Source organism: Lacticaseibacillus zeae subsp. silagei (genome assembly GCF_030770335.1).
Taxonomy (GTDB): domain Bacteria; phylum Bacillota; class Bacilli; order Lactobacillales; family Lactobacillaceae; genus Lacticaseibacillus; species Lacticaseibacillus zeae.
On record NZ_CP132484.1, the window covers coordinates 2,291,724 to 2,317,834 of the forward strand.

15 protein-coding genes and 1 other annotated feature are annotated in these 26,111 nt (G+C 48.8%); of the genes, 3 read left to right on the plus strand and 12 right to left on the minus strand.

Annotated elements, in window-relative coordinates:
- Positions 1-66: 66 nt before the first annotated feature.
- Positions 67-5,997 carry a S8 family serine peptidase gene (locus LACZS1_RS10695; RefSeq protein WP_070650295.1) on the minus strand — a complete coding sequence of 1,977 codons (5,931 nt, stop codon included), beginning with the start codon at positions 5,995-5,997 and terminating at the stop codon, positions 67-69.
- 286 nt (positions 5,998-6,283) lie between these two features.
- On the opposite strand from LACZS1_RS10695, the gene LACZS1_RS10700 reads away from it, so the two are divergent.
- Positions 6,284-7,186: a peptidylprolyl isomerase PrsA gene (locus tag LACZS1_RS10700; RefSeq protein ID WP_070650296.1), complete on the plus strand. Its 903-nt coding sequence runs from the start codon at positions 6,284-6,286 to the stop codon at positions 7,184-7,186.
- 159 nt (positions 7,187-7,345) lie between these two features.
- Here LACZS1_RS10700 and rplL read toward each other — a convergent pair whose 3' ends face one another.
- On the minus strand, positions 7,346-7,714 hold the full coding sequence (rplL, locus tag LACZS1_RS10705) for a 50S ribosomal protein L7/L12 (RefSeq protein ID WP_010492057.1): 369 nt from the start codon (positions 7,712-7,714) through the stop codon (positions 7,346-7,348).
- A 40-nt stretch (positions 7,715-7,754) separates the two neighbouring features.
- The gene (gene rplJ / locus LACZS1_RS10710) at positions 7,755-8,261 is read right to left on the minus strand and encodes a 50S ribosomal protein L10 (RefSeq protein ID WP_010492058.1); all 507 of its coding nucleotides are present in this window, start codon (positions 8,259-8,261) and stop codon (positions 7,755-7,757) included.
- A gap of 31 nt (positions 8,262-8,292) precedes the next feature.
- Positions 8,293-8,416: a sequence feature (ribosomal protein L10 leader region), on the minus strand.
- A 156-nt stretch (positions 8,417-8,572) separates the two neighbouring features.
- On the opposite strand from rplJ, the gene LACZS1_RS10715 reads away from it, so the two are divergent.
- Positions 8,573-9,805, plus strand: coding sequence for an MFS transporter (locus LACZS1_RS10715; RefSeq protein WP_070650297.1), 1,233 nt, complete (start codon positions 8,573-8,575; stop codon positions 9,803-9,805).
- Positions 9,806-9,909: 104 nt separating this feature from the next.
- On the opposite strand, the gene LACZS1_RS10720 is transcribed toward LACZS1_RS10715, so the two are convergent.
- Both LACZS1_RS10720 and LACZS1_RS10725 read right to left on the minus strand, forming a co-directional pair.
- Entirely contained in the window at positions 9,910-10,731 is an 822-nt protein-coding gene (locus LACZS1_RS10720; protein WP_274804364.1) for a hypothetical protein, read from the minus strand.
- Positions 10,724-11,254, minus strand: coding sequence for a hypothetical protein (locus LACZS1_RS10725; protein ID WP_070650299.1), 531 nt, complete (start codon positions 11,252-11,254; stop codon positions 10,724-10,726). The genes LACZS1_RS10720 and LACZS1_RS10725 overlap by 8 nt, the downstream gene beginning before the upstream one ends.
- Positions 11,255-11,508: 254 nt before the next feature.
- On the opposite strand from LACZS1_RS10725, the gene LACZS1_RS10730 reads away from it, so the two are divergent.
- Positions 11,509-12,732, plus strand: coding sequence for an MFS transporter (locus tag LACZS1_RS10730; protein WP_070650300.1), 1,224 nt, complete (start codon positions 11,509-11,511; stop codon positions 12,730-12,732).
- A gap of 189 nt (positions 12,733-12,921) precedes the next feature.
- Here the strand turns inward: LACZS1_RS10730 and LACZS1_RS10735 are convergent, their stop codons facing one another.
- The 7 genes from LACZS1_RS10735 to mgtA all read right to left on the minus strand — a co-directional run bounded on the left by LACZS1_RS10735 (position 12,922) and on the right by mgtA (position 26,002).
- Positions 12,922-16,815, minus strand: coding sequence for a pectate lyase-like adhesive domain-containing protein (locus LACZS1_RS10735; protein WP_070650301.1), 3,894 nt, complete (start codon positions 16,813-16,815; stop codon positions 12,922-12,924).
- A gap of 132 nt (positions 16,816-16,947) precedes the next feature.
- Positions 16,948-18,444: a glycosyltransferase gene (locus LACZS1_RS10740; RefSeq protein WP_070650302.1), complete on the minus strand. Its 1,497-nt coding sequence runs from the start codon at positions 18,442-18,444 to the stop codon at positions 16,948-16,950.
- Complete coding sequence (locus LACZS1_RS10745) at positions 18,441-19,994, minus strand: glycosyltransferase family 4 protein (protein WP_070650303.1); 1,554 nt, start codon at positions 19,992-19,994, stop codon at positions 18,441-18,443. Before LACZS1_RS10745 ends, LACZS1_RS10740 begins: the two co-directional genes overlap by 4 nt.
- Before the next feature lie 428 nt (positions 19,995-20,422).
- Positions 20,423-21,796, minus strand: coding sequence for an NAD-dependent succinate-semialdehyde dehydrogenase (locus LACZS1_RS10750; RefSeq protein WP_306402746.1), 1,374 nt, complete (start codon positions 21,794-21,796; stop codon positions 20,423-20,425).
- A 184-nt stretch (positions 21,797-21,980) separates the two neighbouring features.
- The gene (rplA, locus tag LACZS1_RS10755; protein ID WP_306402855.1) at positions 21,981-22,676 is read right to left on the minus strand and encodes a 50S ribosomal protein L1; all 696 of its coding nucleotides are present in this window, start codon (positions 22,674-22,676) and stop codon (positions 21,981-21,983) included.
- A gap of 98 nt (positions 22,677-22,774) precedes the next feature.
- Positions 22,775-23,200: a 50S ribosomal protein L11 gene (rplK, locus tag LACZS1_RS10760; RefSeq protein WP_005688081.1), complete on the minus strand. Its 426-nt coding sequence runs from the start codon at positions 23,198-23,200 to the stop codon at positions 22,775-22,777.
- A gap of 171 nt (positions 23,201-23,371) precedes the next feature.
- A complete protein-coding gene (gene mgtA / locus LACZS1_RS10765; protein WP_070650305.1) occupies positions 23,372-26,002 on the minus strand; it encodes a magnesium-translocating P-type ATPase in 2,631 nt (876 codons plus the stop codon).
- Positions 26,003-26,111 lie beyond the last annotated feature (109 nt).

A 26,111-nucleotide genomic window follows, 5' to 3' on the forward strand; every position in this document is an offset into this window, starting at 1 on the left:
GAACCGTGAATCTGAGCTTGGTGATCGCCGGCCAGTTCCGATGGTCACTGGACTTAACGGCGGTTGTTAATGCTCTTTGCGCCGACGATGAACCCCAAGAAACCCAACGATGCTTGTGATGAAAGCACCAAGGAATGCCAATGCCGCTGCCTGGCCAACTTCGGCTGTTCTCGGCAGAATGTCTTTCTTGGAAGTTTGTTGATTTGTATCATGTGTGGAAGTGCCATCACCTTGACCGGTTGATACAGGCGGTTGCGGTGTTGTGTCATCTTTGCCAGCCGTTCCCAGTGGTTGCGTCCCGGCGCCAGTTGGTGTCAATGGTTGTTGTTTGGTGTCAGCTGAACTGCCACCACCTTCACCTGGCTTTTGATCCTTTCCGCTTCCCGGATTTGGCTCCGGTGCTGGTGTCCCACCGTTGTTGTTTGGATCGTTACCAGTGCCATCTTTATTCGCGCCACTGCCGCTTCCACCTTTGTTCAAATCATTTCCTTTGTCATCGTTGGTTGAGCCACCATTATTGGAGTCTTTGTCGCTACCACCGTTATTCGAGTCGCTACCGTTACCTTTGTTGGTTGAGCCGCCCTTATTCGAATCGCTACCGTTGCCACCGGCTTGCTTGGCGGCTTCAACTGCCGCCGCGATTTTGGCCTTTAAGCTAAACAAACCTTGTAGTTGCGCAATCTTTTGCGTGTCAGCCGTTGCCGCTGTCCCAGCTGTCAATGCAGCGTCGATCTGCGCATACCAGGTCTGACCGGTGGTGGTGTCCTTGGCATCGCCAACCGTTGCCGGAGTGTCGTCTTTAACTGCTTTCGCCAATTGTGTTAAGGCTGCATCCAACATCTTATTGAAATTGGCATCAAGCTGGTCGGCAGTGCTCGTGCCGGCCTTGGTTTCAGCGGCCAATGCGTCTAGCTCGGCAGTGAACGTCATTCCAGTAGCTGGATTTGTCTGACCGCCAAACGTTGTCCCTAAAACATCTTTTGCTGACTGCAGTTTATTAAGCAGTGCGTCTTGCTGATCGGCTGGCAGTTTAAGCACCAGCTGGTTGAGTGCCGTCGTTAACTGATTATTAGCAGCAGTCAATGAATCGACCGTTGCATCACTTTGATCCAGTGCCGCTTGTGCCGCCGCAACCGCCGTATTTAGCGCTGTAACCGAAGCATCAAGATACTTGCCGGTTGCTGCTGTCGTTTTTGCCTTGGCGATCAGATCCTGCAAGGCTGTTTTAGCCTGCTGCAACTGAGCCGGATCATCCGTCTTGATATTCTTAACAACGTAGTCTACCGCCGGCGATTCATTACCATACAAATCAACGGCTTTAAACTTAAAGCTTCCATTAGCCGTCACATTTAGACCGTTTGCCGGAAGATCCTGATACGTTTTACCGTCATCCGCACTGTATTGAACAGTTTCACCTGCTGCTACGTTTTTGACGGTCAACGTCACCTGCTTAGCCGGATCAGTTGTGCTTGGCGTGACGGTCGGTGCCGCTAATGTTTTCTTTGGTTCGTAGTACACTGTCAGTTTCTTGGTTGTAACATTCTTCTCACTGTCAGTGACGGCCACAGTTAAAACATTTTTGCCTTCGAGGAGTTTGACGGCCTGATCAATTGCCATGTGTCCCGGTTTGCCGCTGTTCATGTCGACATCGGCATACTGGCTGGCAACATTGCTGCCGTTGATCGCAAGTTCCAGGTAATTCACGTTGTCAGTCGCCGTTCCGGTAATCCGAAAATTAGGATCGTTGGTGTAAACCGGTTTGTCGGTTGGCTGATCCAATGACAACGTCGGTGGAATAGCGTCCAAGGTGAACGTTAGGGCCTCTTGGAAGGTCTTGTTTTGGGTCGTATCACCCACAACAACACCGAACGGTTTTTGCCCCGCGGTGCCTAAGTTTAACGTGAAACTAAAGGTCAGGTCACTCTTGATCGGTACCTGCTTGCCATCAACCTGCAATGTCGTGGTTGGATGCTTGACTTTGCCGGTGATGGTCGCGATTCCTGTCTTTGGATTATAGTATTTGATCTGATTAATGTTCGACAGATCGTTTGCCCCGAAGTGAACGCCTTGATCAAAGGTTACTGCATCCTTTAGCACATCGGCATCATAGGTCGAGCTTACTTTTTGCTCCTGAACTGCGGTGTTGCCATCTTCATCTTCAGCCGTCACTTTCAGCGTGTTGTCACCATAGTTGACCGGCACATCGACACTAAATTGATGCTTGTTATCCAACGTTACTGGCGTTTTCGTGCTGCCATTCGTGATCGTTACCTTCGTCGTATCCGCACTGGCAGTCCCGGTGACTTTAACCGAATTTTCAGAGGTCTGGTCTTGGTTGTTGTTGATCTTCAAGTCACGGAAAGTCGGGGCGGTCAGGCGAACGTCGGTGTCAAAATGCTTGAGCAACTGGGTGTGCGCCTTGTCGGCATACAGATCAACCTTGGTCGCATAATCATCCGCCGTCAATGCCATGGAAGCGGTGAAGCTGTTAGTTGCGGCATCATACGTGGTCGTCAAGTCGTGCTTTTTACCTTGCGCATCAGTATAAGTGCCATAAACCGGTGCAGGATACGTGCCACTAAAGGTATACTTGCCACCTTGCTTGCCTGCTTCATAGTTCTCGGTTGTGCTTGAAATTTTATTCGGTAATCCGCCGCCATTGACAATCAGACTGAAGGTCGTTGATCCCGGTTTCTGAACCGCGGCCGATTGATACGTCGGGTTCGACGCGTTATCAGTGAGGTAAACTTCAACCTGATTATCACCTTCGCCTAAAGCCTGCGCCTGTTTATCCGTCAAAGGCACTTCGAGTTGTGTGTAACCGTCAGCAGTTGTGCCGGTGGTTGCAAACGTGCCTTCCAGATTGGTGACGTCATTGATGGATGTTTTGATATCCTTTGCTGCATCCAATCCACTGAGCTCATCCTTGGCTTCGACTTTAAGATAGTACGCCGTTTTCCCGTTTTCATTTTTGGAGGTTAACGACAGGTTGCGAACATCCGGCGCTTTGGAGTCAAGCTTGAACGGCACATCGTAGGTCTGCCGCTTGTTGCCGCCTTCAGGAACACCTGAAAGTCGATACGTGTAGCTTCCATCTTGAGCAGTCTTAATGTTGCCATCACGCTGATCGTAGTAAGTACCATCCCAGGTCGGTGCCTGGTAATAAATATACATACCTGCGCGCGCATCATAATAAGTCTTCGTCTGATTGGTCGAGCTACTGAGCGTTGTTAGCTTATTACCCTGACCATCTAACACGTCAACTTGAACATTGCTGATGTTGCGCAGGAGATAGTACTGCATGCTAATTCCGTTATAAATAGCATCCTTGCTGCTGGAAATAGCAATGGCCTTCTCATCAATCGTCGGGTTACCACTGGCATCGTTCACCAGGCCGCCAATAAACTGATTCTTTGTTCGCCGACTGGTAATGACCGGTACAGTTCCATAGTTACCACTGGCAGGCGCATAAGTCTGGCCATTAATGCCGTCGACAATCTTGCCGTCATTCCAATCACCAAAGAAGCCCATATATGGCAGATTCAATCGCGAACCGTCACTGCCTTTGAAATTCAGGAAACCTTCAACAAATTGTTGTTGGTCAAAAGATTTAGGCAATGATAACGTGAAGCCAACCTGAACTGACTGGCCTGCCGGTACCACAATTTCACCATCGGGCTTAATCGTCGCACCGTTAATTTTCTTGTCATAAAGTACACCTGAGTTTAAATCGGTTGCTGAGGTATACACCGCGTTAGTATCTTCGTTACTGTCCATTTGATAGGTCAGCTCGTGCTTCGTGCGGTTCGTAAAGGTCAGCTTGAAGGTCTTGTCAGTGCTGGTAAAATCTTTTAATTCAACTGCCGGATAGCCATTTTCGGAAACAACCGTCGACGGGTTCTTTTCCAGCGCATCGATGGCAGCCTTAACATCGACAAATCCTGCCCCTTGCCGCCGCGGCGAGACGATGACGTTGTTGTAATTGATGTCATTGACCGGCTGAGCGGTGTTCATCTCGATCGTTTTAAGGAAATCGGTCAACGCCGTGCCTTTTAGCTTCTGGTAGTCAGCGTAGAACTCGTTATCCTTGTTATTAAGTGCTTGCTTCAACAAGGCTTGTGAGCCAGCGATGAACGGTGATGCCATCGAGGTTCCGGATAAGTTAGTGTAACCATTGTTATTTTGTGTGGACCAGATATTACCGCCTGGCGCCGTGATATCCGGCTTAAAGGCCAGATTAGAAACCGGACCATATGAAGTGAAATCTGACATCCGATCGGCGTTATATTTCTGGTTAGGTAACAAGGCCAACCCGATTTTGACACCCAATTCATCATTCGGGTGAGCCGTTACCCAATCAACCAGCTTCTGGCCGGTGACACTGGACAAACCAAATGTCGGGAAGGTTGCATCGAGTTTGATCGAGGTTAGCGCAGTAGCTGTCCCATCATTGTTGACGATGATTAAGCCGGATGCGCCTGCTTCTTCGGCATACTTTTGCTTGTCGGTGAATGCAATGTCGCCACGCTTGACAATGGCAATCTTTCCTTTGGCGTCGGCCGTGTAATCGCTGGCGCCGCCGATGCTGAGTTTACCAGTGGCATCTTTCACCACGTAGAACTTCTTCTTGTCAAAACTATCGATAAAATCGTTGCTTGAAAGTTGAATGGTCTCCGGTCCGAGTTTCAGACCGCTGCCATCGGTAATTGTCGCGCTTTGCCCGATCACATCGGTATTCTCGGCCGACGCCACAGTGGTTGCGCCACGCGCCGTCCCCGGACTGCCCACCGTTTCGTTATCCTGCAAACCATAATAATCTTTGTTGACGCCTTCGGTTGCCGAACCGGAAGTCCCGGAGTTACCAGCAGAAATAACCGCTGCCGTACCGGATTCATTGGCATTTTGGACCGCGGCAATTTCCGGATCCGCAAGCGTTTGGTTGCCGGAAACCGAACCAAGCGACATGTTCAACACATCCGCCCCTAATTTGGCCGAATCTTCAATTGCCGAAACCAACGTCGATGATCCCGTCGTTGCGGAAGTATCCGAATTGGTGAACACCTTCATCGCCAGCAATTGCGATTCCGGAGCCACGCCAACAACCGATTTGGTCGGGTCACTCCCGGTACCGTTTGCGCCAATGATCCCTGCCACGTGCATCCCGTGCTGTTCGTCAACAGTATCATCGGTAATCGTGTCATTATTATCGGCATAGTTAAACCCATAAGGCACTTTGTCGGTAAAATACCGGCCATGCTTAGCGGTTTTGGTAAATTGTTCGACATCCGCACGCTTTAGCTTGGCCTTTTTGCCATCACTCAGCCGCATATCCTTGTGCGTCGGGTCAATGCCAGTATCGATGACTGAAACAACGGTTCCTTCACCTTTGTATTTGTAATTGGACCAAACCGCCTGGACATTCGCCATCGAATTGGCCTTGGCATCGGTCGGATAATAAACTTTGGCGAGTGTGACGGTTTTGACGCCGGCGATTTGCTTCAACTGCGGAATGTCCGCCACTCTGACCTTCGTGGTAAAGCCATTGACCACATAACCATAACTTTCCCCAGCTGCCTGGTGGGTCACCTGTTCGACCGCGGCTTTCACGCTTGCTTGCGCGGCAATGACCTTGTTCGTCTCTTGTTGAATCTCGGCGGTGCTGGAGTAATCCGTCTTCAAGGTGCCATTTTCAGATGCAGGTGCTGCACTCATCTGAACAATAACATCCACATAAGTATCCTGCTGTTGCACCTTGTTCAGCTTGTGATAATCAATGCCTTTTGCCGCTAACTGGGTTGCAATGGCCTGACTCGTGACGGCACTTGTTGTATCGGTCGCCGTTTGTCCGGCCGCAACGGTCTTTGCCAGTGATTTTTCCTTGGTCTGTTGCGAGATCGCTGCCTTAGCCTGAACCTCGCCGACCGGTAAAACCGCCAGCGCGCCCAATGCAACAGTGCTGGCTAAGAGAATAGATAGCCCTTTCTTTTTCGTTTGCATCCAATACCCTCCAATTCCCGGTAGTTCCACAACCAATCAAAACCCTGCTCGATATAGTTAGGATTATATACGATTAAAAAAGACTTTCAACAATTTTCTTAATCTTAACTTAATTTTCTTATCTGTAAATTTTCATCCATTCTTGTCGTATCAAGGAATCAGAATTCATTTTTTCGGTTCAAAAATTAGATTATGTGATTATGAGGAAATATATTGAGTTTTTTAATTTTAAACGTTAAAATGTAGCCACGTTATGCCGTCAGCTTGTCATAGGGGGATTGATGCAATGAAAAATAAACTGCGCATTCAGGGCTTGTTAACCACGCTGGCCGCCTTACTTGTGCTACTAAGCGGTTGCCAAACCAAGCAGGCAAATAGTTCGACTGTTGCAACTTATTCAGGTGGCCAGGTCACCCAGGCGAGTTTATATAAAGAACTCAAACAATCACCAACAACAAAAACCGTTCTGGCTAACCTATTGATTTATCGCGCACTAGACCATGCATACGGCAAATCCGTCAGCACCAAAGCTGTTAACACCACTTATGACAGCTATCAAAAACAATACGGTGAAAACTTCACCAGCTTCTTAACCCAAAACGGCTTCAGCAAGGCCAGCTTCCGGCAAAGCATCCGCACGAACCTGCTAAGCGAAGTGGCACTTAAAAAGCTGAAGAAGGTCACGAACAGCCAACTTAAAGAAGCGTGGAAAACCTATCAGCCCAAAGTCACCGTGCAACATATTCTGACCAGCGATGAAGCGACGGCCAAGCAAGTCATCAGCGATTTAGCAGCCGGCAAGGATTTCACGACATTAGCCAAAACATATTCAATCGATACCGCAACCAAAGACAACGGTGGCAAAACCAGCTTTGAAGCCACCAGCAAAAGTTTCGATTCGACCTTTAAAGACGCAGCATACAAGTTAAAAAATGGCGATTATACCCAATCACCGGTTAAAGTGACCAACGGCTATGAAGTGATCAAGATGGTCAACCACCCCGCTAAAGGCTCTTTTGAAAGCAATAAAGAAGCGCTGACAGCCAACGTTTACGCAAAATGGTCGCGTAATTCCAGCGTCATGCAGCGGGTTATTAGTCAGGTGTTAAAAGACCAACATGTGACGATTAAAGATAAGGATCTGTCAGATGCGCTGGATAGTTACAAGCAAAGCGTCGCGAAGGATTAGTTTTATATGGATCCTGTTAAAGCAGGGTTCCTTTGCTTCCAAGTTTATGGTATCGATTCCACAAAACCAATCAATTTATACACATCAAAAAAGCACCTCGCTCAACCATAGCCTTAACGACTGTGTTGAGTGAGGTGCCTTTTCGAAAATGAAGCTTAATTATTTGAGGGTTACCGTTGCGCCAACTTCTTCAAGCTGTTCCTTGATCTTGTTAGCGTCGTCTTCGGACAAGCCTTCCTTGATAACCTTAGGAGCGGCGTCAACCAGACCCTTGGCATCCTTCAGACCTTGGCCAGTGATTTCACGAACAGCCTTGATAACCTTAACCTTTTCTTGGCCGGCTTCGGTCAATTCAACGTCATAGGTATCCTTGGTAGCTGCAGCGTCGCCACCAGCAGCGGCACCGGCAGCAACAGGAGCAGCTGCCTTAACACCGAATTCATCTTCGATTGACTTAACTAAGTCATTGAGTTCCAAAATGGAAGCATCTTTAAGTTGTGCAATGATGCCATCTACATCTAAAGCCATGTTTGTTTCCTCCGTTTTTTAAATAGTTTGTAACGTCATATTATGCAGCAGGTTCTTCGTCTTTGGCTTCTGCAACTGCTTTAACAACAAGTGCAAAGTCGCGGACAGGTGCCTGCAAGACAGAAGCAAGTTGCGACAACAGACCTTCGCGATCTGGCATCTTGGCCATTTCCATAATGGTGTCCAAAGAAGCAACTTTATTTTCGATAATGCCGCCCTTGATCTGCAGTGCATCAAATTGGTCAGCGTACTTGGCCATAATGCGTGCCGGAGCAACAGGATCGTCATTGGAGAAGGCAACGGCTGTAGGGCCCTTGAAAACATCGTCCAATGCTTCGTAACCGTTGGCATCAGCGGCCCGACGCAGGTAAGTGTTCTTCAAGACTTCCATCTTGACACCGGCCTCGCGCAGTTCCTTACGTAATGCGGTTACTTGCTCAACTGTTAAGCCCAGATAGTCAACAACGACAGCACTGGTAGCATTCTTGAATTGTTCAGAAATCGTCTTAACGAGTTCAGCTTTTTTTGCGATAGCTTGTTCACTCATGTTTTTCACCTCCATTAGTTTGGTTGAAGTTTTTAGCAATAAAAAAACTCCATGCCTACCAAGACATAGAGGTATCTTATGTTTCCGATACCACCTCGGCAGGATGATTAAGGCTTTTACGCCCCCTGAGTCTTAGGCAGAGTGACTAATCACAACGAGTAGAATACCATGGTAACCAAGGCATGTCAAAATTATTTAGCGTTAATGTCAAATTTTCAAGTCTGATTTTCAGCAGTCCCCCCAATTGTATCCCCTTTTTGATTGCGTTATATTAGTTGGGTAACTATTTTTCTGAAAGGAAGTTGGCGATTTTGCCAAGTAAACTTAAAAGTCTCGAACCATGGCAGCAAAATCTGGCTGTCTTATGGCTTGGTACCTTCATCGCCGGCATGGGCTTCAGTGAGGTCTCGCCGTTTATCTCATTATATGTCGACCAACTCGGCGATTTTACCAAAGGCCAACTCAGCATTTATTCCGGGATTACCTTCGGGGTCACTTTCATGGTCGTTGCCATTGTCAGTCCGCTTTGGGGTCGATTGGCTGATCGCCGCGGCCGTAAGCTCATGTTATTGCGTTCCAGTTTTGGGATGGCGATTATCATTGGCGCCTGCGGATTCGTGCACAATGTCTACGTCTTGATCGCGCTGCGTTTTCTGCAAGGGCTGGCGGCAGGCTACATCCCTAATGCCAGTGCGTTAATTGCGACCGAAACACCGAAAGCCAAAAGTGGTACGGCGATTGGCATTCTCACAACCGGTTATGTTTCCGGTAATTTAATCGGTCCGATTCTCGGCGGTTTTCTCGCCCAGACATTCTCGATTCGGCTGACCTTCATCATTACCGGTGCCTTGCTACTGATCGTGTTTGTCCTAAGTCTCACAATGGTTCACGAACACTATACGCCTGATCCGCGCCTGTTAAAAAAGGAAAAGCGGCCGGGACTGCTTACCCAAGTCAGCAACCCTAAAGCAATTATGGTGCTTCTCATCTCGACGGCAATCATTCAGCTGGGCAACATGTCGATTTACCCGATTATCAGTCTTTACGTTAAAGAGTTAATGCACAACGTCGGGCCAATCACAGTTGTCGCCGGCATTATCGCGGCACTACCCGGGATCTCGAATTTAATGGCGGCCCCGCGTTTAGGTCAGTTAGGTGATCGGATCGGTTCCGGTAAAATTCTGGTCAGCGGCCTGATCTTTGCCGTCATTATGTATATTCCTCAAGGCATTGTCGGCAGCATCTGGGCACTAGGATTTCTTCGGCTCATGATCGGCGTTTCGGATGGCGCGCTTTTCCCGACCATCCAAACCCTGCTTTCCAAACTGACGCCGGTGAGCTACACCGGAACGGTTTTCAGTTGGAATCAAAGCGCTCAGGCATTTGGTTCCATGGCCGGATCACTGGCTGGTGGTTTCATCTCCAATATTTTCGACTACAACGGCGTTTTCATTTTCACTGCTTTGTGCCTGGCGCTTGATCTTGCAATGGTTTGGACGTTCATTCCGCACATCTGGTCCAGCCGGCCGCAGCAGCAGGAATAATCGTCTGCTGTGATAAGTGGTAACAGCATATTTGTATTCAAAAAGGTTCCGTAGACGTTGAATTTGTCTGCGGAACCTTTTTGAATTGTGCCTGCCAATAAGTGTTAGCGCAACAACAGCTGCCACGTAACAAGTGGATGCGGATCAGGGATCGCTAATCGGCGATAAACTGCCCAAGCATGCGGATTGGTATCATCAAATTCACCGTTAACCACTCGGTAGTTTGCTTGAACCAGCGGCAAAACGGCCCGCATCAGTCGCAAGGTGTCAGCCTGCTTGACCCCGCCGAGCCAGGCACTTGTCAATTCGCCGGGCTCATCTTCAAACCAAAACACATAAGCCCGGACACTGTTGCCCACAACCCAAAAACCGGGCTGCTGCGGATCGGCATCACTTAACGCCTTTTCAAATTGAGCTTGCGTCATTGTGGCAGGATTAACTGTGTGTGCACTTACGTAATTTTGATAGCTTAGCTGAACCACAGCCTGCCACTGGGTTGCCGTTAACTGAGAACGTGATTTAATGCCACGGATCGTCGCTGTCGGTTGCAACGTTCGATAAGTACCCATGGCGGTGTGGCGAATGACCTGAAAACCTGCCTGACGCAATTGTTGCGTCGTCTCTGACGGAAAATCATAGCTGCTAAATTGCAACCGATCGTGTTGACCCGCTAATTGCTTAAGCATCGGGATCAGCTCAGCTAACCGGATGTTTCGGCCGACCACATTGAAATAGAGCGCACGCTTATGATAAGTATTTTGCCACACAGCCACCGCATATTGTAGAGGCCCTACCTGAGGAAAGCCACGGATGATTGCTGCTTTGTTACCAAAAAGCTGCTTCGTCCATTGATCTTCGCCTTTTAACAAAGGTTGTAATTCCGCCGACGAGACATTTCGCCCTGCTCCCGGCTGCCAATTAATCATTGTCCTCAGTATCCTTTTTATGCTCCCAAGTGCCATGCAAATGCAGGTACCCGTAACCAAACCGGCAAATGCCGTAAGCGATTGGCAACATCACGCCGATCCAGAAATGATTCGTCAGGTAATACTGCGGGAGCGGGTTCATGTCCATCGCGGCTTCATATGCCATTTCAATCGCAAAAATCGCCACCGCTAGCATCAGCGCAGATAAAACGCCACGGGCAACTGCTAGCCAAACATACTGGTGATAAGCTTCAGGGGTGTCAACTTCAATCACCTGCAATCGGTAGTAATGTAAGCTGACCGTGTTCATCAAGCCAATGATCACCGTCACCAGCAACAGAATCCATGTGCTGGCTGTTATCATTTTCAAACTGTTGGCATCAATAAAAATGGCCGTCGCACTGGCAATCAGCAGCATGAGCTCTGCCGTCAGCATGTTGCGGCCCATGATCGCGTCATAAGTGCGTTGCTTGAAGCGATCTTTAAGTGAAATACCGTAATACCATTCCGTGATTTTCTTCATAAAACTTTGCCTTCCTCGCTTTTTTGCTATGTTGTTCCATCTTAACATGCAGCACCGTTCATTCCTCAAGGCTGATACAAGTTTTGAAAATTATTTTGCTTTCTAAACACTTGAAATCATTGAGGTCTTATCCGCTTGTGATGCATCTCATGAAAATTCTTATTGACAGCGACCCGCTTTTTTGATGAAATTAAGATCATGCAAACGGGTGTCAAGACACCCAACTTGTGAGGAATTCATCAAGGAGGAGAAAAATGACAAAGAAAGCACCGAGTCATGCGCGGTTGATCGTCGGCATTGGCATTGCCTGGCTGTTTGACGCGATGGATGTGGGGATGCTGAGTTTCGTTATCGCAGCCTTACATAAGGAATGGCAACTAAGTACTGTTGAAATGGGGTGGATCGGCAGCGTCAGCTCGATCGGCATGGCGGTTGGCGCCATTTTGTTCGGGATGATGGCCGATCGTTTTGGCCGCAAAGCAATTCTCATTCTCACACTATTGGTCTTTTCGATTGGAAGCGGCATTTCCGCTTTTGCAACGGGTTATGGTATTTTTCTTGTTTTACGCTTTATCATCGGCGCTGGACTGGGCGGCGAACTACCAGTGGCTTCTACGCTGGTCTCCGAAAGTGTGCCGGTTGAAAAACGCGGCCGCAGCGTTGTGTTGTTAGAAAGCTTCTGGGCAGCTGGCTGGTTGCTCGCGGCTATTATTTCCTACTTCATCATGCCGGTCTGGGGCTGGCGCGTTGCCGTTTTCGCAACCGGTTTAGCCGGCTTATACGCCTTCTACTTCCGCGAAGGCATCAACGAATCACGCGCCTTCAAAAGGGTCGCCCGCCCAGGCTTGATCAAAACGCTCACGACACTCTGGCATCCGCCTTACGTACGCTCAACCATCATGCTGTGGATCGTCTGGTTCATGGTCGTCTTCTCCTATTATGGCATGTTCCTGTGGCTGCCAAGTGTGATGGTGCTTAAAGGCTTCAGCCTCATCAACAGTTTTGGGTATGTGCTGATTATGACGTTAGCCCAATTACCTGGTTATTTCGTTGCTGCCTGGTTGATTGAAAAATGGGGCCGAAAGCTCGTCTTAAGCCTGTTCCTCCTCGGCACCGCCGCCAGTGCACTGGCCTTCGGAATGGCAACGAGTCTGCCAATGCTATTAACTGCCGGCATGTTGCTCTCATTCTTCAACCTTGGTGCATGGGGTGCCCTCTACGCCTACTCACCGGAACAATACCCAACCATCGTCCGCAGCAGCGGTTCTGGCATGGCAGCCGGCATCGGTCGCATTGGCGGTATTGTCGGTCCACTGCTTGTCGGCCACCTGTTAGGCGCCAACTGGTCTGTCACCAGCATCTTTGCTATTTTCACTGCATCCATCCTCATCGCTATCGTCGCAATCGTCTTTTTGGGACAAGAAACCATGGGTGTTAAGTTGGTTGATTCGATTGAGACAGCGCCGTCAAAGTCATAATAAATGCCTTTACGCATACCGGCGTCTAGAATAATTTAAAAAAGAGGACAACCATTCGCTGGCTGCCCTCTTTTTTAATGCCAAGCAAAAAGAGTGGTGCAAGAAACGTCTAAACGTTTCTCACACCACTCTCTATTTGTGTCAAAGCTTAGTTGCGTAACAACATTTAATGATCGTCGTCACTCAGCTTTACTTTGATGTTTTGTCATCCTTGCGACGTCTGGTTCCTGCAAGGCCGAACAATCCCATCAGACTGACCATAAGCAGACCAAGAACAGGAGCATCTTGATCGCTTGCCTCACCGGTTTGCGGCAACGTGTGTTTGCCACTGTTACCGTTTTCCGATGATGAGCCTGCCTGACCCGTTGTGCCACCGGTTGCTGGTAACGTGTTGCTACCACCATTGCCGGTTTGCGATGATGAACCTCCACCATTCGCGGAGTTGCCACCATTGCCACCATTGCCTGGCTGCGTGCCACTGCCGTTGCCACCGGCACCAGCTGCACTCGAGGATGAGCTTGATGACGAGCCTGAAGCTGCGCCACTGCCACCATTGCCAGCTGCGCTAGATGATGAACTCGATGATGAGCCATTGCCACCAGTATTTGGTAGGACATGATGGCTTGCTGCTGAGCTTGCTGCTGAGCTTGCTGCGGCACTCGCGGCACTGCTTGCAGTACTTGCAGCAGTACTTGCATCTGTGTCAGCACTGGCAGCTGTCTTAGCTTGGTCACTGGCATCACTGGCAGCAGTTGATCCAGCCTTTGAAGCACTATTAGCCATGCTTGCATTGCTATCTGCTTCAGCAGCAGCACTCTTGGCCGCATTCGCATAGGACTGGATCCCGCTATCCTTCGGATAACTGGAGGCAGCTGAGGCAGCGGTGCTTGCATGTTTGTCGGCTGTGCTTGACTGACCCGTTGCGTCACTGGCACTGGACTTGGCATTATCTGCATAGGAACCAGCTTCACTGGCGCTTGAACTTGCAGCACTCGCATACTCATGCGTCGCGGTTGAAGCACTATCAGCTTGACTCGCGCTGGAACTGGCACCACTGGCATCACTGTTTAATGCATCCTTGATCTTATTCAAGTCATCAAGTGCCTGCTTACTTGCAGCTGATGCAGCTGCCGCACTCTTGACGGCTTCGCTTTGAGCAGCTGCGGCTGTAACGGCTGCACTACTTGCAACGATTGCATCGCTTGCGGCCACTTTTGCGGCTGTTTGCGCGTCAGACAATGCCCCATTCATTTGCGCAGCGGCAGCACTTGCGGCAGATGACGCTGTTGCAAGGCCTGCCGAGTCATTGACTGCAGAGGCAGCACTGGCTTCGGCTGCGTATGAATCATATGCAGCGGCAGCAGAACTTGCTAAGGCATCGTCACTGGCTACAGCAGCAGCCGCGGATGATGCTTCACTGGCGGCACTGGCTGCAGATTTAGCTGCTGCAGCAGCGGCAGTTGAGTTCTTGCTTGCCGCAGCTTCGGCGTCAGATGCTAAGCTTGCCTGCTTCTGCGCATCGCTTGCTAGTGACTGAATCGTCGCATTGGAAGCCTGGCTCTTGGCAATCGTCTCCGCTTCACTTGCATAACTTCCTGCAGCACTTGCAAAACTGTTGGTTGCCGCTTCTTGTGAACTGGTTCCGTCAGCGGCACTAGCGGTCGTCTTTGAACTATTAGCAGCACTAGAAGCCTGTTTTGGTGTTTCGGCATCATTAACAACCACCGTTGCGATTTTAACGATGAAGGCATCGCTTGAAACCACTTTAAAGGATGTATTTGCTGTCAACGTGACACCGGCAGGTAGTTTATAACTCCAGTTCCCATTGTCATCAGCTTGTACCAAATACTTGGTTGAATCATATGGGTCTGCAGTCAAAGTGCCAGCAGGAAGTCCCTTTAATCCGGTAATCGTTACATAACCATCCGCACCGGTTTTACCCGTGAGTTCCGTGGTTTCGTTGGTAACTGGATCAACGGTAACAAAATTATCTGCAGCTGTGACAAATTCAAGACTAGTATCAGTTGCAAAATCATTTGCAAGATCTTCACCTGAAGCTTCGGCGGCTTGAGTTAAGCCCTTAACCGTCGCTTTCGTTGATGTAGAACCCTTACCACTCAATGCATATGAAACAGATTTATATGGGCCAAAAGGATTCTTACCATTGTCAGGGATAATCTTGACATATTGGCCAGTTAATGCACCACTGCCAGTAACATCGAAGATACTAGACGCACTATTCGTATTACCTTCAATGCTGAAAAGAATTGACTTCGGCATATAGATATTGATCTTTGAGTTATTGCCGATGTTGAGTACATGGGCAATACCTGTGCCACCATTAATAGTCAGCTTGGCAGTTGCATCCTGGGCAAAACTCAATTGGCTACTACCCGTCGTCTTGATGACATTAATCGAAGCTGCATCTGTCCCCGTCACATTAACGGCAAGGGTGCTGCCGCTCGCAACATAAAAGCCGCCACTACCGGCGATATTAATGACACCATTAGTGCCGAACGTATCCCCGGTTTGGTTAATGGTCATTGATGAACCTTCATTGAGGTTGACAGTACCATTACCGACAATCTTAATCGGCGTGTTACCAGTCGCACCATCAATATTAACAACCGCGTCTTTGTCGACAGTTAAATTAGCGCCAGTATCGATATAAATCGGTGAAAAGTTACTTTCTTGAAGCTTATTCTTATTAAGAGTAACCTTCGATCCTTCTTTAAACTCAACCGATCCACTTGTATAAATCAGTGCATTAAAACCGTCTTCGTTAGCGCCAACCGCACTGGTTCTCTGTAGGTCAACGGTCGCACCTTTATCGACAATAAACGAGCCACCGTTGTGAACTTGAACAGCCGTGCCACTATAAGTAGTACCCGTATAAGTAGCACCGCTTTTGACTTCCATGTAGCTAACTTCAAAGTTTTGCTGGCCACCATCACCGGGCTGAGTTGATTGGTTCGATTGATCGAACGGTGAAGTATAGGATTTTACGGAATTAACAGTTGTCTTTCCGTCAATGTAAACCTTCGTAGTTCGCCCATACATTAATTGGGCCCCAGTATAGGTTACGTTATTAAAGGTCACTGAATGATCATAGCCTGAGTTAGGTGCAACACCCATAATTGTAACCGGGCCCCAGTAACTGTAGCCGTACATGGTCAAATCATTGATCGTAAGACTTTCACTCTCATTGGCCTTTGCATCTAGCTGGTACCAGTGTTTGCGAAAATCAATCGTGTTTCCGTTACCATTGATGACAAGGTTTGGGCGATAAGCATATGACTGTCGATCAGCACCTGATACGTCATCAACGAAACTGGACTTAACATTAATCTGGCTGACAGCTGAGTTCGCCATGGCCGCATTAAAATCAGAAGCCGTGCTTACGTCAACGCTGGAACCAGAATCAGTCGCGTCTGAGCTGGCTGCAAGTGTGCTCTTTGCAGCTTTTGCAGCACTGGCACTGCTTGCGCTGGCACTCGATGCACTGGCAGCACTCTCAGCAGCACTTGTCAGACTGGCACTGCTGCTGTTCGCGCTATCACTGCTCTTGCTATCGCTGGCAGAACTGCTGCTACCTTGACTAGCACTGCCATCGCTGGCGTTGCTCTTACTGTTGCTTGAAGCACTGGCGCTAGCATCGCTCTTACTGCCCTGGCTTGCGCTGGCTACGCTGCTGCTACCTTGGCTGGCGCTCGCAACGCTTGCACTGCCTTGGCTAGAACTTGCAACGCTACTGGTTTGGCTGCTACTGGCAGCACTGTTACTGCTGTCTGTACTGGCAGCAGCTACTTTACTTTGACTAGCACTAGTTGCGCTGCTTTGTGCAGTTGCGGCAGCGCTGCTACTGGCGCTACTTTGGCCGCTACTAGCTCCCGATGAAGACGCTTCAGTATAGACGGAACTGCTGGGCGTTTGAACATCAGCTTTAACTTCGTTTGGTTCGAAGGCTGTTCCCAACCCGACGCCAAGGAAGAAAAGTGGTGCAATTAACCACTTTTTCTTCGACTTGAACATCTTGTATCGTTTCTTCTCGACCAAAACATTCGTTCTCTTTACCTTTTTCATACTCAAGATCCTCTCAAAAATAATTGAGTAAGCTAAAAATGCTTAGTTTCCGACCCATTCTCCTCAAAGCAGTTCCCCCGTGGCACCATCACCTTTCCGGAATATGCTGCTCACAACTACCTGAACATTGACTTAAAGAAATTCAGAAAGCCCTGATTTCCATTCATCAACAAATGCTTTTTCTGAGTGTTGGGTTGCGGTCTTCAATGCGCCAGCCTGTAACCGTTGATACAGCTGATCATCTTGCAATACCGAAAGTGCCGCCTTGCCCAAATTGCTTGGCGTCATGTTGTCGACGGCCAATCCGTTCTGGTCATTGATCAAAAGGTTGTTCTTCAGAAAGAGGCAGCCATACGCGACAACCGGTACTCCGGCTGCCATCGCTTCAAGACTGTTCATCCCAAAAGCCTCCGACTTTGCCGCTGAAATAAACACGGTGGTTTTCGCCAAAATGTCGTGATTGTCATTGCTGTAATTGACCAAGTGAACGGCATCATCGAGCTTTTTCTTGTGAATCTTATCGGTAATCTCGTGATGGTAATCATCATCGGAAAAATAACCTTTAAGGAACAATTCGGCGTCCGGACGGGCTTGGTGGACCTGTTCGAATGCATCAATCAAGTCAGCAATATGTTTATCCGGGAAAAGCCGACCGATATAGGTTAAATGTGGATGCTCAGGCTCCGAATGATTATCTGCTTGCGCTTCAGCAAATGTGTCCGGTGATGACTTGATCGTTAAGTGCGGCCACTTGCCACTAAGGCTCTTAGCCTGTTCGCGGGTGGCGAAGAAGACGGCAGTGAATGGCTTTTGTTCGTCCAATGCTTCGTCGTAAATAGGGTTAGGTACTTTCTTCTTGCCTTCACCTTCAATAAACAGATCACCTTCGTGAATATAAGCGATGGTCCCTGTTGCATGCGCCACCTGCTTCACAGGTGCATCAAGCGTCCGCCGATCCGAAATCATAAGTCCCGGCGTTGTCTTGGTAATTTCGTTCATGAAGAACAGGAACAAGCTGTCTTCAGAATCAAACGCGTAGTCATGGCCGTGATAGTTCATTAATTTCCAGAGCGTCGGCGCAAGCTTGCCATTTTTGTTCATGTGCACGATTTCCAGCACCACATGGCCCTGCCGATCGAAGAACTTCTGGGCAGCAACTGTTTCGTCAGGATTGTAATTCTGTTCCATCGATTTGAACCCGCGCCAATCCCAGAACTCGGTCAGTTCTTTATTACCAAACCAATCAAAATAATCGATGCTGCCAACCAAGCCCACGGTTTCCGGCATAACAGCAATCTTGGCAATGGTTCGACCCAGAAGATCAATCGTTGTCAAATTGTTGTCAATGCCGACCACGTGGTATTTCGTCAACGGAATGGAATCCAGCAAGCGGAGCTCCTGCTTTTTGCGTTCAAGGCCGACAACCCCTTGAAAATAGTCATACATATTGATGTAGTCATCTTTGGCCAAGCCAGCTCGGGAAGCATCGCGATATAAGAATCGGTTATAGTTCCGCACCAACAGCTTTGCTTCAATCCCGTTGCGTTTAAAAGCCTTGAGCCGCTGCATCTGTGAGAATTCAGTGCCGGAGTTAAAAGTGAAGACATTTTCGCCAACCATGTAAATCATTTCGCGACACCTCCTTCCGTCTTTTCTGCGTCTTGTAGGAGATTTTGCCATTTGTGCCAGACGTTTTCTTCCGAATAGCGTTTGGCCGACTCGTAAGCATTGGTGCTCATTTGTTGCATTTTGTCCTTGTCAGCAAATAATGACTGAATCTTCTCGGCTAATGCCTTGATATCGCCATAAGGAGTGACATAACCGTTCACCCCGTCCTCGACAATTTCGTTCGGGCCATAATTGACATCGTAAGTGACGCCAACAACACCGTGCGAAATGGCTTCCAGCAGGGAGAGATCAAAGCCTTCCATGATCGAGGTCAAACCGAAAATCTGTGCCGTGTTATAGGCGCTCTCCAGATTCTCCGTATAACCTTTGAAAGTGACGACATCTTCTAGTGACAGTTCCTTAATCGTCTTTTCGATCTTTTTCTTCTCCGCATAGTTATTCGTTGCGTCGGGATAACCATACAGGTCAAGCGTCACTTCTGGCGTTTGTTTATGCACAATCGCAATCGCCCGGACTAAGTTATCCAGATTCTTTTCCGGGGCAATTCTGGCAACGGCAATGACCTTCCCAAAAATACGATTCTTGGACAAAATGCGTTGCCGATTGAGAACGTCATCAGGGACGATACCAACCGGAATATCAAAGGACTTCGTAATATATGGGAAACGTTTCGTAACATCAACGGCTTGTTTCTTAGTTGCCGATACAAATGCCGAATACTTAGCGCCATTGACTAAGGCGTATTCATAGTTGTTATTCATGACCGAATCCATCGGCCGCTGGGCATCGCCTGCATGTGAATTGTGCAGATGCATGACTGTGTATGCCGGCTTGTCTAAGTGAATGAGGGCTTCATCAGCAAGTAACGAGCGATCCAAAATAAAGACATTCTTGCCGCTTTCATTGACATCATTGATGAAGTGCTCAAAGAACGCATCAATCGTGTCAAACTGGAAACGTTTGCCTTTCCGATCGGTCAGTATCCAACCGGTTTGTTTAATCTTGCCGTCTTCACCTTTCTTATTAAATGCCTTAACCACCGGGCGGCCATCTAGTGTCAGCCACTCTTCGTTGCCAATCTTGTTGTCCGGCGTATACCACTGGATTAAGGACTTGAAGCCGCGTGAATCATAAAATGCAACCTGATACAGGTTTTCAACGCCATCAAAAAGTTCCGTCGAAACAACCTGTCTGGTTTCACGGACATAGTTAATTCGCGCTGCCAACCGACCATCGGCTCGAGAGACCAAAACCCGATTACGCTTATACTCGTCGTCGTACTTAAGATCCTTAAGCCCCAAGTCGACCTCTTCAGGCAAAAGCTGAGCCTGATCAACATGACAGGTGTTCTGGTAATAATCAAACATGTTAATCAGATGCTCGTCTGTAATGCCTGCGTTAGCTGTATTTGTATGTAAATCCCGCGACCAGTCCCGCAACAAAAAGCAGTATGGCTCCTTGTGCTTATCAAAAAGACTCTTGCGCTTAAGTTCAGCATGCTCAATCCCGGATTTACTAGCGGGCATACCGAAGTTGATGAAATAGTTCACTCACAACCACTCCTCGTTGTTAAAATCTCCCAAAAGTTAAAAGTTCGAATACTCGCAAAATATTGTCAAAACAGCGATTATATTCACTCCTCCTAAAGGCAATCAAAGTCCTTTGAAAGCTACCAGGTTAACGTTCCAAAGGACTTCTCTTGTATAAATATTTAAATATCATAACTTAGGTTACATTTATATAATACTATTATCAGCAAAAATATTAATACGCCAACGTCAAGAAAACGGTTACAATTTTTGACTTTTTAAATTTCATGTGGCTTTTCACGCGTTGTAGGCCAGAATTTAGGTCACGTTCACAAACAAAGACGCCATCGCGGCAAAATCGCGATGGCGTCTTTCTTTCACTATTAAAAAGTTTCTTCGTTCAATCTGTCATGGTAGCAATGACCACTTAACACACGCTTGAACACCCGTTACTTGCGCAGTGCCCGGGTAACGGTTTGTTCATTAACAAATGTAAATAGTCCTAAGTCGCCAAGTTCACGGCCGTAACCGGAGTTCTTAACGCCGCCAAATGGCAATTCGGCATTGTAACTCTGACTTTGGTTAGCACCGACCATACCGGTTTCAATCTGCGCGGCAACTTCTGCAGCGTGATTGGTATCGCCGGCAAAAACTGCACCGCCAAGGCCATAAGGTACATCATTGGCAAGCTCAATAGCCTCCTTTTCAGAGTGTACCTTGTAGACACAGGCAACCGGGCCAAATAATTCGGTGTGGTAAGCAGGGTTATCCTTGTCGATGTCTGTCAAAATGGTCGGCTGGAAGAAGGCGCCCGGCAGATCAACTGGCGTATTGCCATAAACGACCTTGGCACCGTGCTCGATTGCCGTATCAACTTGACCTTGGAGCTTGTCCTTGGCCTTTTGACTGTTCAATGGGCCAACGTCGACTGAAGGATCGCTTGGATCGCCGATTTTGACACTTTCAAAGCCCTTCTTCAACCCGGCTACAAAATCGTCATAGTACTTATCTAACACAATAAACCGTTTGGAACTGGTGCAGACCTGGCCACAGTTCATCAGTCGCGTCTTGACCGCTTCCGGAATGACGCTGCTAAGATCGGCGCCGTCTAAAACCAGAAAGGCATCCATCCCGCCTAATTCCATTAACGACTTCTTTAAGTATTTACCTGCCAACGCCGCAACATGCGAACCGGCGCCTTCAGAACCAGTTAGACATACACCGGCAACCCGCGGATCCTTGATGAAGGTTTCAGTATCATCATGGCCGATTAAGGCAATTTGGAAGGCACCTTTGTCCGCACCGCCTGCCAGTACCGCCTTTTCAAATTCGAGTCCGCTGGCCGGTACGTTGCTTGCCGGTTTGATAATGACGGCATTGCCAACCATGAAGTTCGGTGCAAAAACCCGCATCAACTGATAATACGGAAAGTTCCAGGGTTCGACACCAAACACGATTCCGGTAGCAACGTGATTCGTCACTGCAGCGCCAGCCGTGCTGTTAATCGGCTGCGGTTTCAACAGTGCCGGCGCCAGGTCAGCGTACATGTCAGCAATTTCAGCACAAAGTTCGACTTCACCTAAAGCTTCTTCCGTGCGTTTGCCCATTTCTTTAGTGATAATCGCAGCCATTTCATCTGCATTATCTCGGAAATAAGCGGCAACTGCGTGTAACGTTGCGGCGCGCGTTGCCGGATCAAGATTACGCTGTGCCTTATAAAACGCATGCCCGGTTGTCAGCATTTCGCCGATTTGCGCAGGCGTCGTGTTTGAATAGGTCTTCTCTAAAGTGTTCGTGTTCGGATCAACGGTTTGATAAGCCATTGTTGTAAACGCTCCCTTCGTGTCCTTACTTAATCATAGCGTATTCCCCCGATAGATGCCAACTGCGTACCGTTCCCGCGGCCGGCAAAATCGGCAAATTCCTTGCAGCCCAAGGGCATACGCCATTTTAAATTTAACGCAAAAGAAAAAGACCCGCCAGTTTCTGCGAGTCTCAAAATAATCATTATTTTGAGAAGTCAGTCGGGTTAACCTTGATACCAGGCGCCATGGTAGACGTCAATGTCAGGCTCTTAATGTAAATACCCTTTGTACTTGCTGGGCGTGCCTTCAAAACGATGTCGTTCATGGCTTTGAAGTTTTCAAGCAGCTTGTCAGCATCGAAGCTCTTCTTGCCGATTGGGGCATGGATAATACCTGCCTTGTCAACACGATAAGCAACTTGGCCGGCTTTGATATCATTGACAGCTTTGGCAGTGTCCATGGTAACGGTGCCGGTCTTCGGGTTAGGCATCAAGCCTTTCGGGCCAAGAACCCGGCCTAAACGACCAACCTGAGCCATCATCGGTGGTGTTGCAACGGCAACATCAAAGTCCAACCAGCCATCTTGAATCTTTTGTACCAAATCTTCGGCACCAACAATGTCAGCACCGGCGTCTTCAGCAGCCTTGGCTTGGTCGCCTTGGGCAAAAACGATGACCTTCGACGTCTTACCGGTTCCGTTTGGCAGCACAACTGCGCCACGGATCTGTTGGTCAGCCTGCTTTGGGTCAACGTTTAAACGATAGGCAACTTCAACGGTTTCGTCGAACTTGGCATAGTCGATTTTCTTCAGCAGATTAACCGCTTCTTCAGGGGTGTACTGCTTGTTTGAATCAACCGCTTTAGCAGCCTCTAAATACTTTTTACCTTTTTTAGCCATTCTGGGTTTTCCTCCTTGCAAATGTGGTCACTGGGAGATCAGTTTTCTCCCTTCCACCTGATTACCTCAGTTTTCACTGAGAATCCGAACAGTGCGTCTTAGTCTTCGACTTCGAAGCCCATCGAACGAGCCGTTCCTTCAACCATGCGCATAGCCGCTTCAACATCGGCAGCGTTAAGGTCTTGCATCTTTGTTTCGGCGATTTCCTTGACCTGAGCCTTGGTTACCTTAGCAACCTTCTTGGTATTCGGTTCGCCGGAACCATGTTCAACACCAGCAGCTTTCTTCAAAAGAATTGCAGCCGGCGGGGTCTTGGTTACGAAATCAAATGAACGATCTTCATAAACCGTGATGACAACCGGGATAATCATGCCGGCTTGATCAGCCGTACGTGCATTGAAATCCTTGGTGAACCCCATAATATTGATACCGGCTTGCCCAAGTGCAGGGCCAACCGGAGGAGCTGGGGTTGCTTTCCCAGCAGGAATTTGGAGTTTGACAATGTTTGCTACTTTTTTAGCCACGAGACATACCTCCTTAAGTCCGTGATGTGGTTATGATGGCCAGAAGTTTTGGCCTCCCACGCGTATGCTGAAAACATACTTAAGTAGCGTAGCACGCCCATGTATAAAAGGCAAGAGCGTTGAAAAAGAATCCCTGCAGATCATGAACTCTTTCCGACAAGCAAACCGTGTTCATAACCATGGCCAGCCGTGCTTTAAATACAACCGCTTAACGCATTCAACAACGATCAGGTAAGTCAACACGATGAGCGCTGCACCCGGCCAATAGCTAAGTGGCAACACCGCAAAGTCAAAGGCACGATGCAGCGGCGAGAGGATGAGGAACAAGCCCACCAACAAGGCCAACATGGTCGACAGAATGACGATGGCCGATGCCGGCGCCCGCCAAAATGGTGTCACCCGCGTCCGCAAAACGTGCACGACTAACGATTGGGTGAACAGACCGACAACAAACCAGCCTGCCTGAAAAACATGCTGTGCCGGCAAACTGGCCGCATGAGCCCCGATTCCGAGCCCAAACCATAAGAATAGGAACGTTGTGATGTCAAAAAGCGAACTTAACGGCCCAAATGTCAACGTATACCGCAACAACCCCTTAGCGCGCCACGGGGTCGGCTTGGCTAACGTTGCGTCATCCACATTATCCCAGGGAATGGTCATTTGCGACGTATCATAAATCAAATTTTGCACCAGCAGCTGAATCGCCAGCATCGGCAGGAACGGTAGAAAAATGCTGGCAACCAAAACCGAAAAGGCATTCCCAAAATTCGAGGCGATCGTCATTTTAATGTACTTCATGGCGTTGGCATAGACCCGTCGTCCCTCAAGAATGCCATCTTCAAGCACCAGCAGACTCTTTTCCAGCAAAATAATGCCGCTCGCGTCTTTGGTGATGTCCGCAGCCGTATCGACACTGATACTGACGTCGGCTTCGCGCAGTGCGGCGGTGTCATTGATGCCATCACCCATGTACCCAACCGTATGTCCGGCTGCCCGCATGGTTTTAATAATCCGCGCTTTTTGCAACGGGCTGAGCTTCACGAACAGATCCGTCGACTCGACAGCCTGCCGTAATGCCTGGTCGTCCATGGCTTCGACATCATTTCCCGTGACAACAAGCTGATTGGCAATACCCACCTCTTCGGCAACATGTTGCGTAATAATGGCGTTATCACCGGTCAAAACTTTCACGCGAACGCCGTGGTTCCGCAATAAGCCAACCGCCTCTTTGGCATCTGGCTTGGCTGGATCCAGAAAACCCAGAAAACCGGCGATCACCATATGCTGTTCGTCAGCGGTCGTATAAATTTCCTGTTGATGGACGTCTTGCCGGTAAGCCACCACAATCATCCGCATCCCCTGACCACTCATGGCCGCGTTTGTATGTTGAAGTTGCTTGAGCCGCTCTGGAGTAATCGGCAGCACTTCGCCATGCAGTTCGACCCGATCACACACCGCCAGCATTTCCTCAAATGCCCCTTTGGTGATCATCCACTGGTGGTCCTCATTGGCGACGACGACCGTCAGCCGCCGCCGCTCAAAATCAAACGGAATTTCATCGATTTTGGTTAATCCCGAGGGCAAGTCCGCCAAAATTGCCTCGTGCTCATGCGCGTAATTCACCACTGCCGTATCCATCAAGTTATGCCAGCCGGTCTGATAATTGGCATTCATATACGCCATCCGCAGCACCGCCGGATCGGTGGCCCCAGTCGCGTCAACATACCGCATCACGACCACGCGATCTTCGGTAATCGTGCCGGTTTTGTCAGTAAAAAGGGTATCGATGGCCCCAAGATTTTGGATCGCATGCAGCCGTTTCACAATGACTTTTCGTTTCGACATGGCAAGCGCGCCTTTTGCCAGATTGCTATTGACGATCATCGGCAACATTTCTGGGGTCAACCCCACCGCGACCGCAATCGCAAAAAAGAACGCCTGGGACCAATCCTGCTTGGTAATGCCGTTGATTACGAACACCACCGGCACCAATACCAGCATCATGCTGATCAACACCCGGCTGATGGCCCGCATCCCTTGTTCGAAGCTTGTCGGCGCGGGTTTATGGCCGATTTGATTCGCCATATCGCCAAAATAAGTGGCATCCCCGGTTTTCAAAATGACCGCGGTGCCAGAACCGGAAATCACGTCTGTTCCCATGAAGACCAGATTCGGCGCATCAAAGAGACTTTGCTCCGGTTCTAAAGTGGCTTTGCCGGCCGTTTTCTCCACCGGCATCGCTTCACCGGTAAAAGACGATTGATTGACGAACAAATCGTGCGTCGCAATCAAATAAGCATCGGCCGGAATCATATCACCGGTTGCCAGCTGGACAATGTCGCCCGGCACGACTTCATCCATCGGCCGCTCCTGCGTTTGCCCGTCACGCGTCACCGCTGTCGTATTGGCAATCAAGGCAGCCAGCGCATGGCTTTCTTTTTGCGACCGATATTCCTGCCAAAAGTGAATCGAAACAGAGAGCGTAATCATCAGCCCCATCATTCGGGCACCATCATAATCCGCCGTCATAATGGAAACGATGCATAATAAAAGCAGGACCCAGACAAAAGGTTCATTAAAAGCGGCAAACAAAATTAAATACCACGGCCGCGGATGTTGGGTCACGACGGTATTGGATCCCGTTTCTTCCAGACGATCGGCGGCCTCGGCAGGCTTCAGACCTGCTTCACGGGTTTTCAGTGTCGCCAGAACCTCCTGTGGCTGCTGCTGGCTATACTGCATCAACGCCGCCGTTTTTTCCTGGGTAGAAGCGTTATGCCTTGTTATGGTTTTCTTGAACATCATCTCTTGTTATATAAAATGTGGAAGCATGCCATTTTGGCATCAATAAACTTTTATATAGTTCCTTTCTTATTTGAGTGGCTGTCTTCATTAAGCCTCGTGATGACGC

Excerpts from the sequence above, each read along its gene's own strand:
- LACZS1_RS10695 (WP_070650295.1), bottom strand. The coding sequence starts at position 5,997 with ATGCAAACGAAAAAGAAAGGGCTATCTATTCTCTTAGCCAGCACTGTT.
- LACZS1_RS10700 (WP_070650296.1), top strand. The coding sequence starts at position 6,284 with ATGAAAAATAAACTGCGCATTCAGGGCTTGTTAACCACGCTGGCCGCC.
- rplL (WP_010492057.1), bottom strand. The coding sequence starts at position 7,714 with ATGGCTTTAGATGTAGATGGCATCATTGCACAACTTAAAGATGCTTCC.
- rplJ (WP_010492058.1), bottom strand. The coding sequence starts at position 8,261 with ATGAGTGAACAAGCTATCGCAAAAAAAGCTGAACTCGTTAAGACGATT.
- LACZS1_RS10720 (WP_274804364.1), bottom strand. The coding sequence starts at position 10,731 with ATGATTAATTGGCAGCCGGGAGCAGGGCGAAATGTCTCGTCGGCGGAA.
- LACZS1_RS10725 (WP_070650299.1), bottom strand. The coding sequence starts at position 11,254 with ATGAAGAAAATCACGGAATGGTATTACGGTATTTCACTTAAAGATCGC.
- LACZS1_RS10730 (WP_070650300.1), top strand. The coding sequence starts at position 11,509 with ATGACAAAGAAAGCACCGAGTCATGCGCGGTTGATCGTCGGCATTGGC.
- LACZS1_RS10735 (WP_070650301.1), bottom strand. The coding sequence starts at position 16,815 with ATGAAAAAGGTAAAGAGAACGAATGTTTTGGTCGAGAAGAAACGATAC.
- LACZS1_RS10740 (WP_070650302.1), bottom strand. The coding sequence starts at position 18,444 with ATGATTTACATGGTTGGCGAAAATGTCTTCACTTTTAACTCCGGCACT.
- LACZS1_RS10750 (WP_306402746.1), bottom strand. The coding sequence starts at position 21,796 with ATGGCTTATCAAACCGTTGATCCGAACACGAACACTTTAGAGAAGACC.
- rplA (WP_306402855.1), bottom strand. The coding sequence starts at position 22,676 with ATGGCTAAAAAAGGTAAAAAGTATTTAGAGGCTGCTAAAGCGGTTGAT.
- mgtA (WP_070650305.1), bottom strand. The coding sequence starts at position 26,002 with ATGTTCAAGAAAACCATAACAAGGCATAACGCTTCTACCCAGGAAAAA.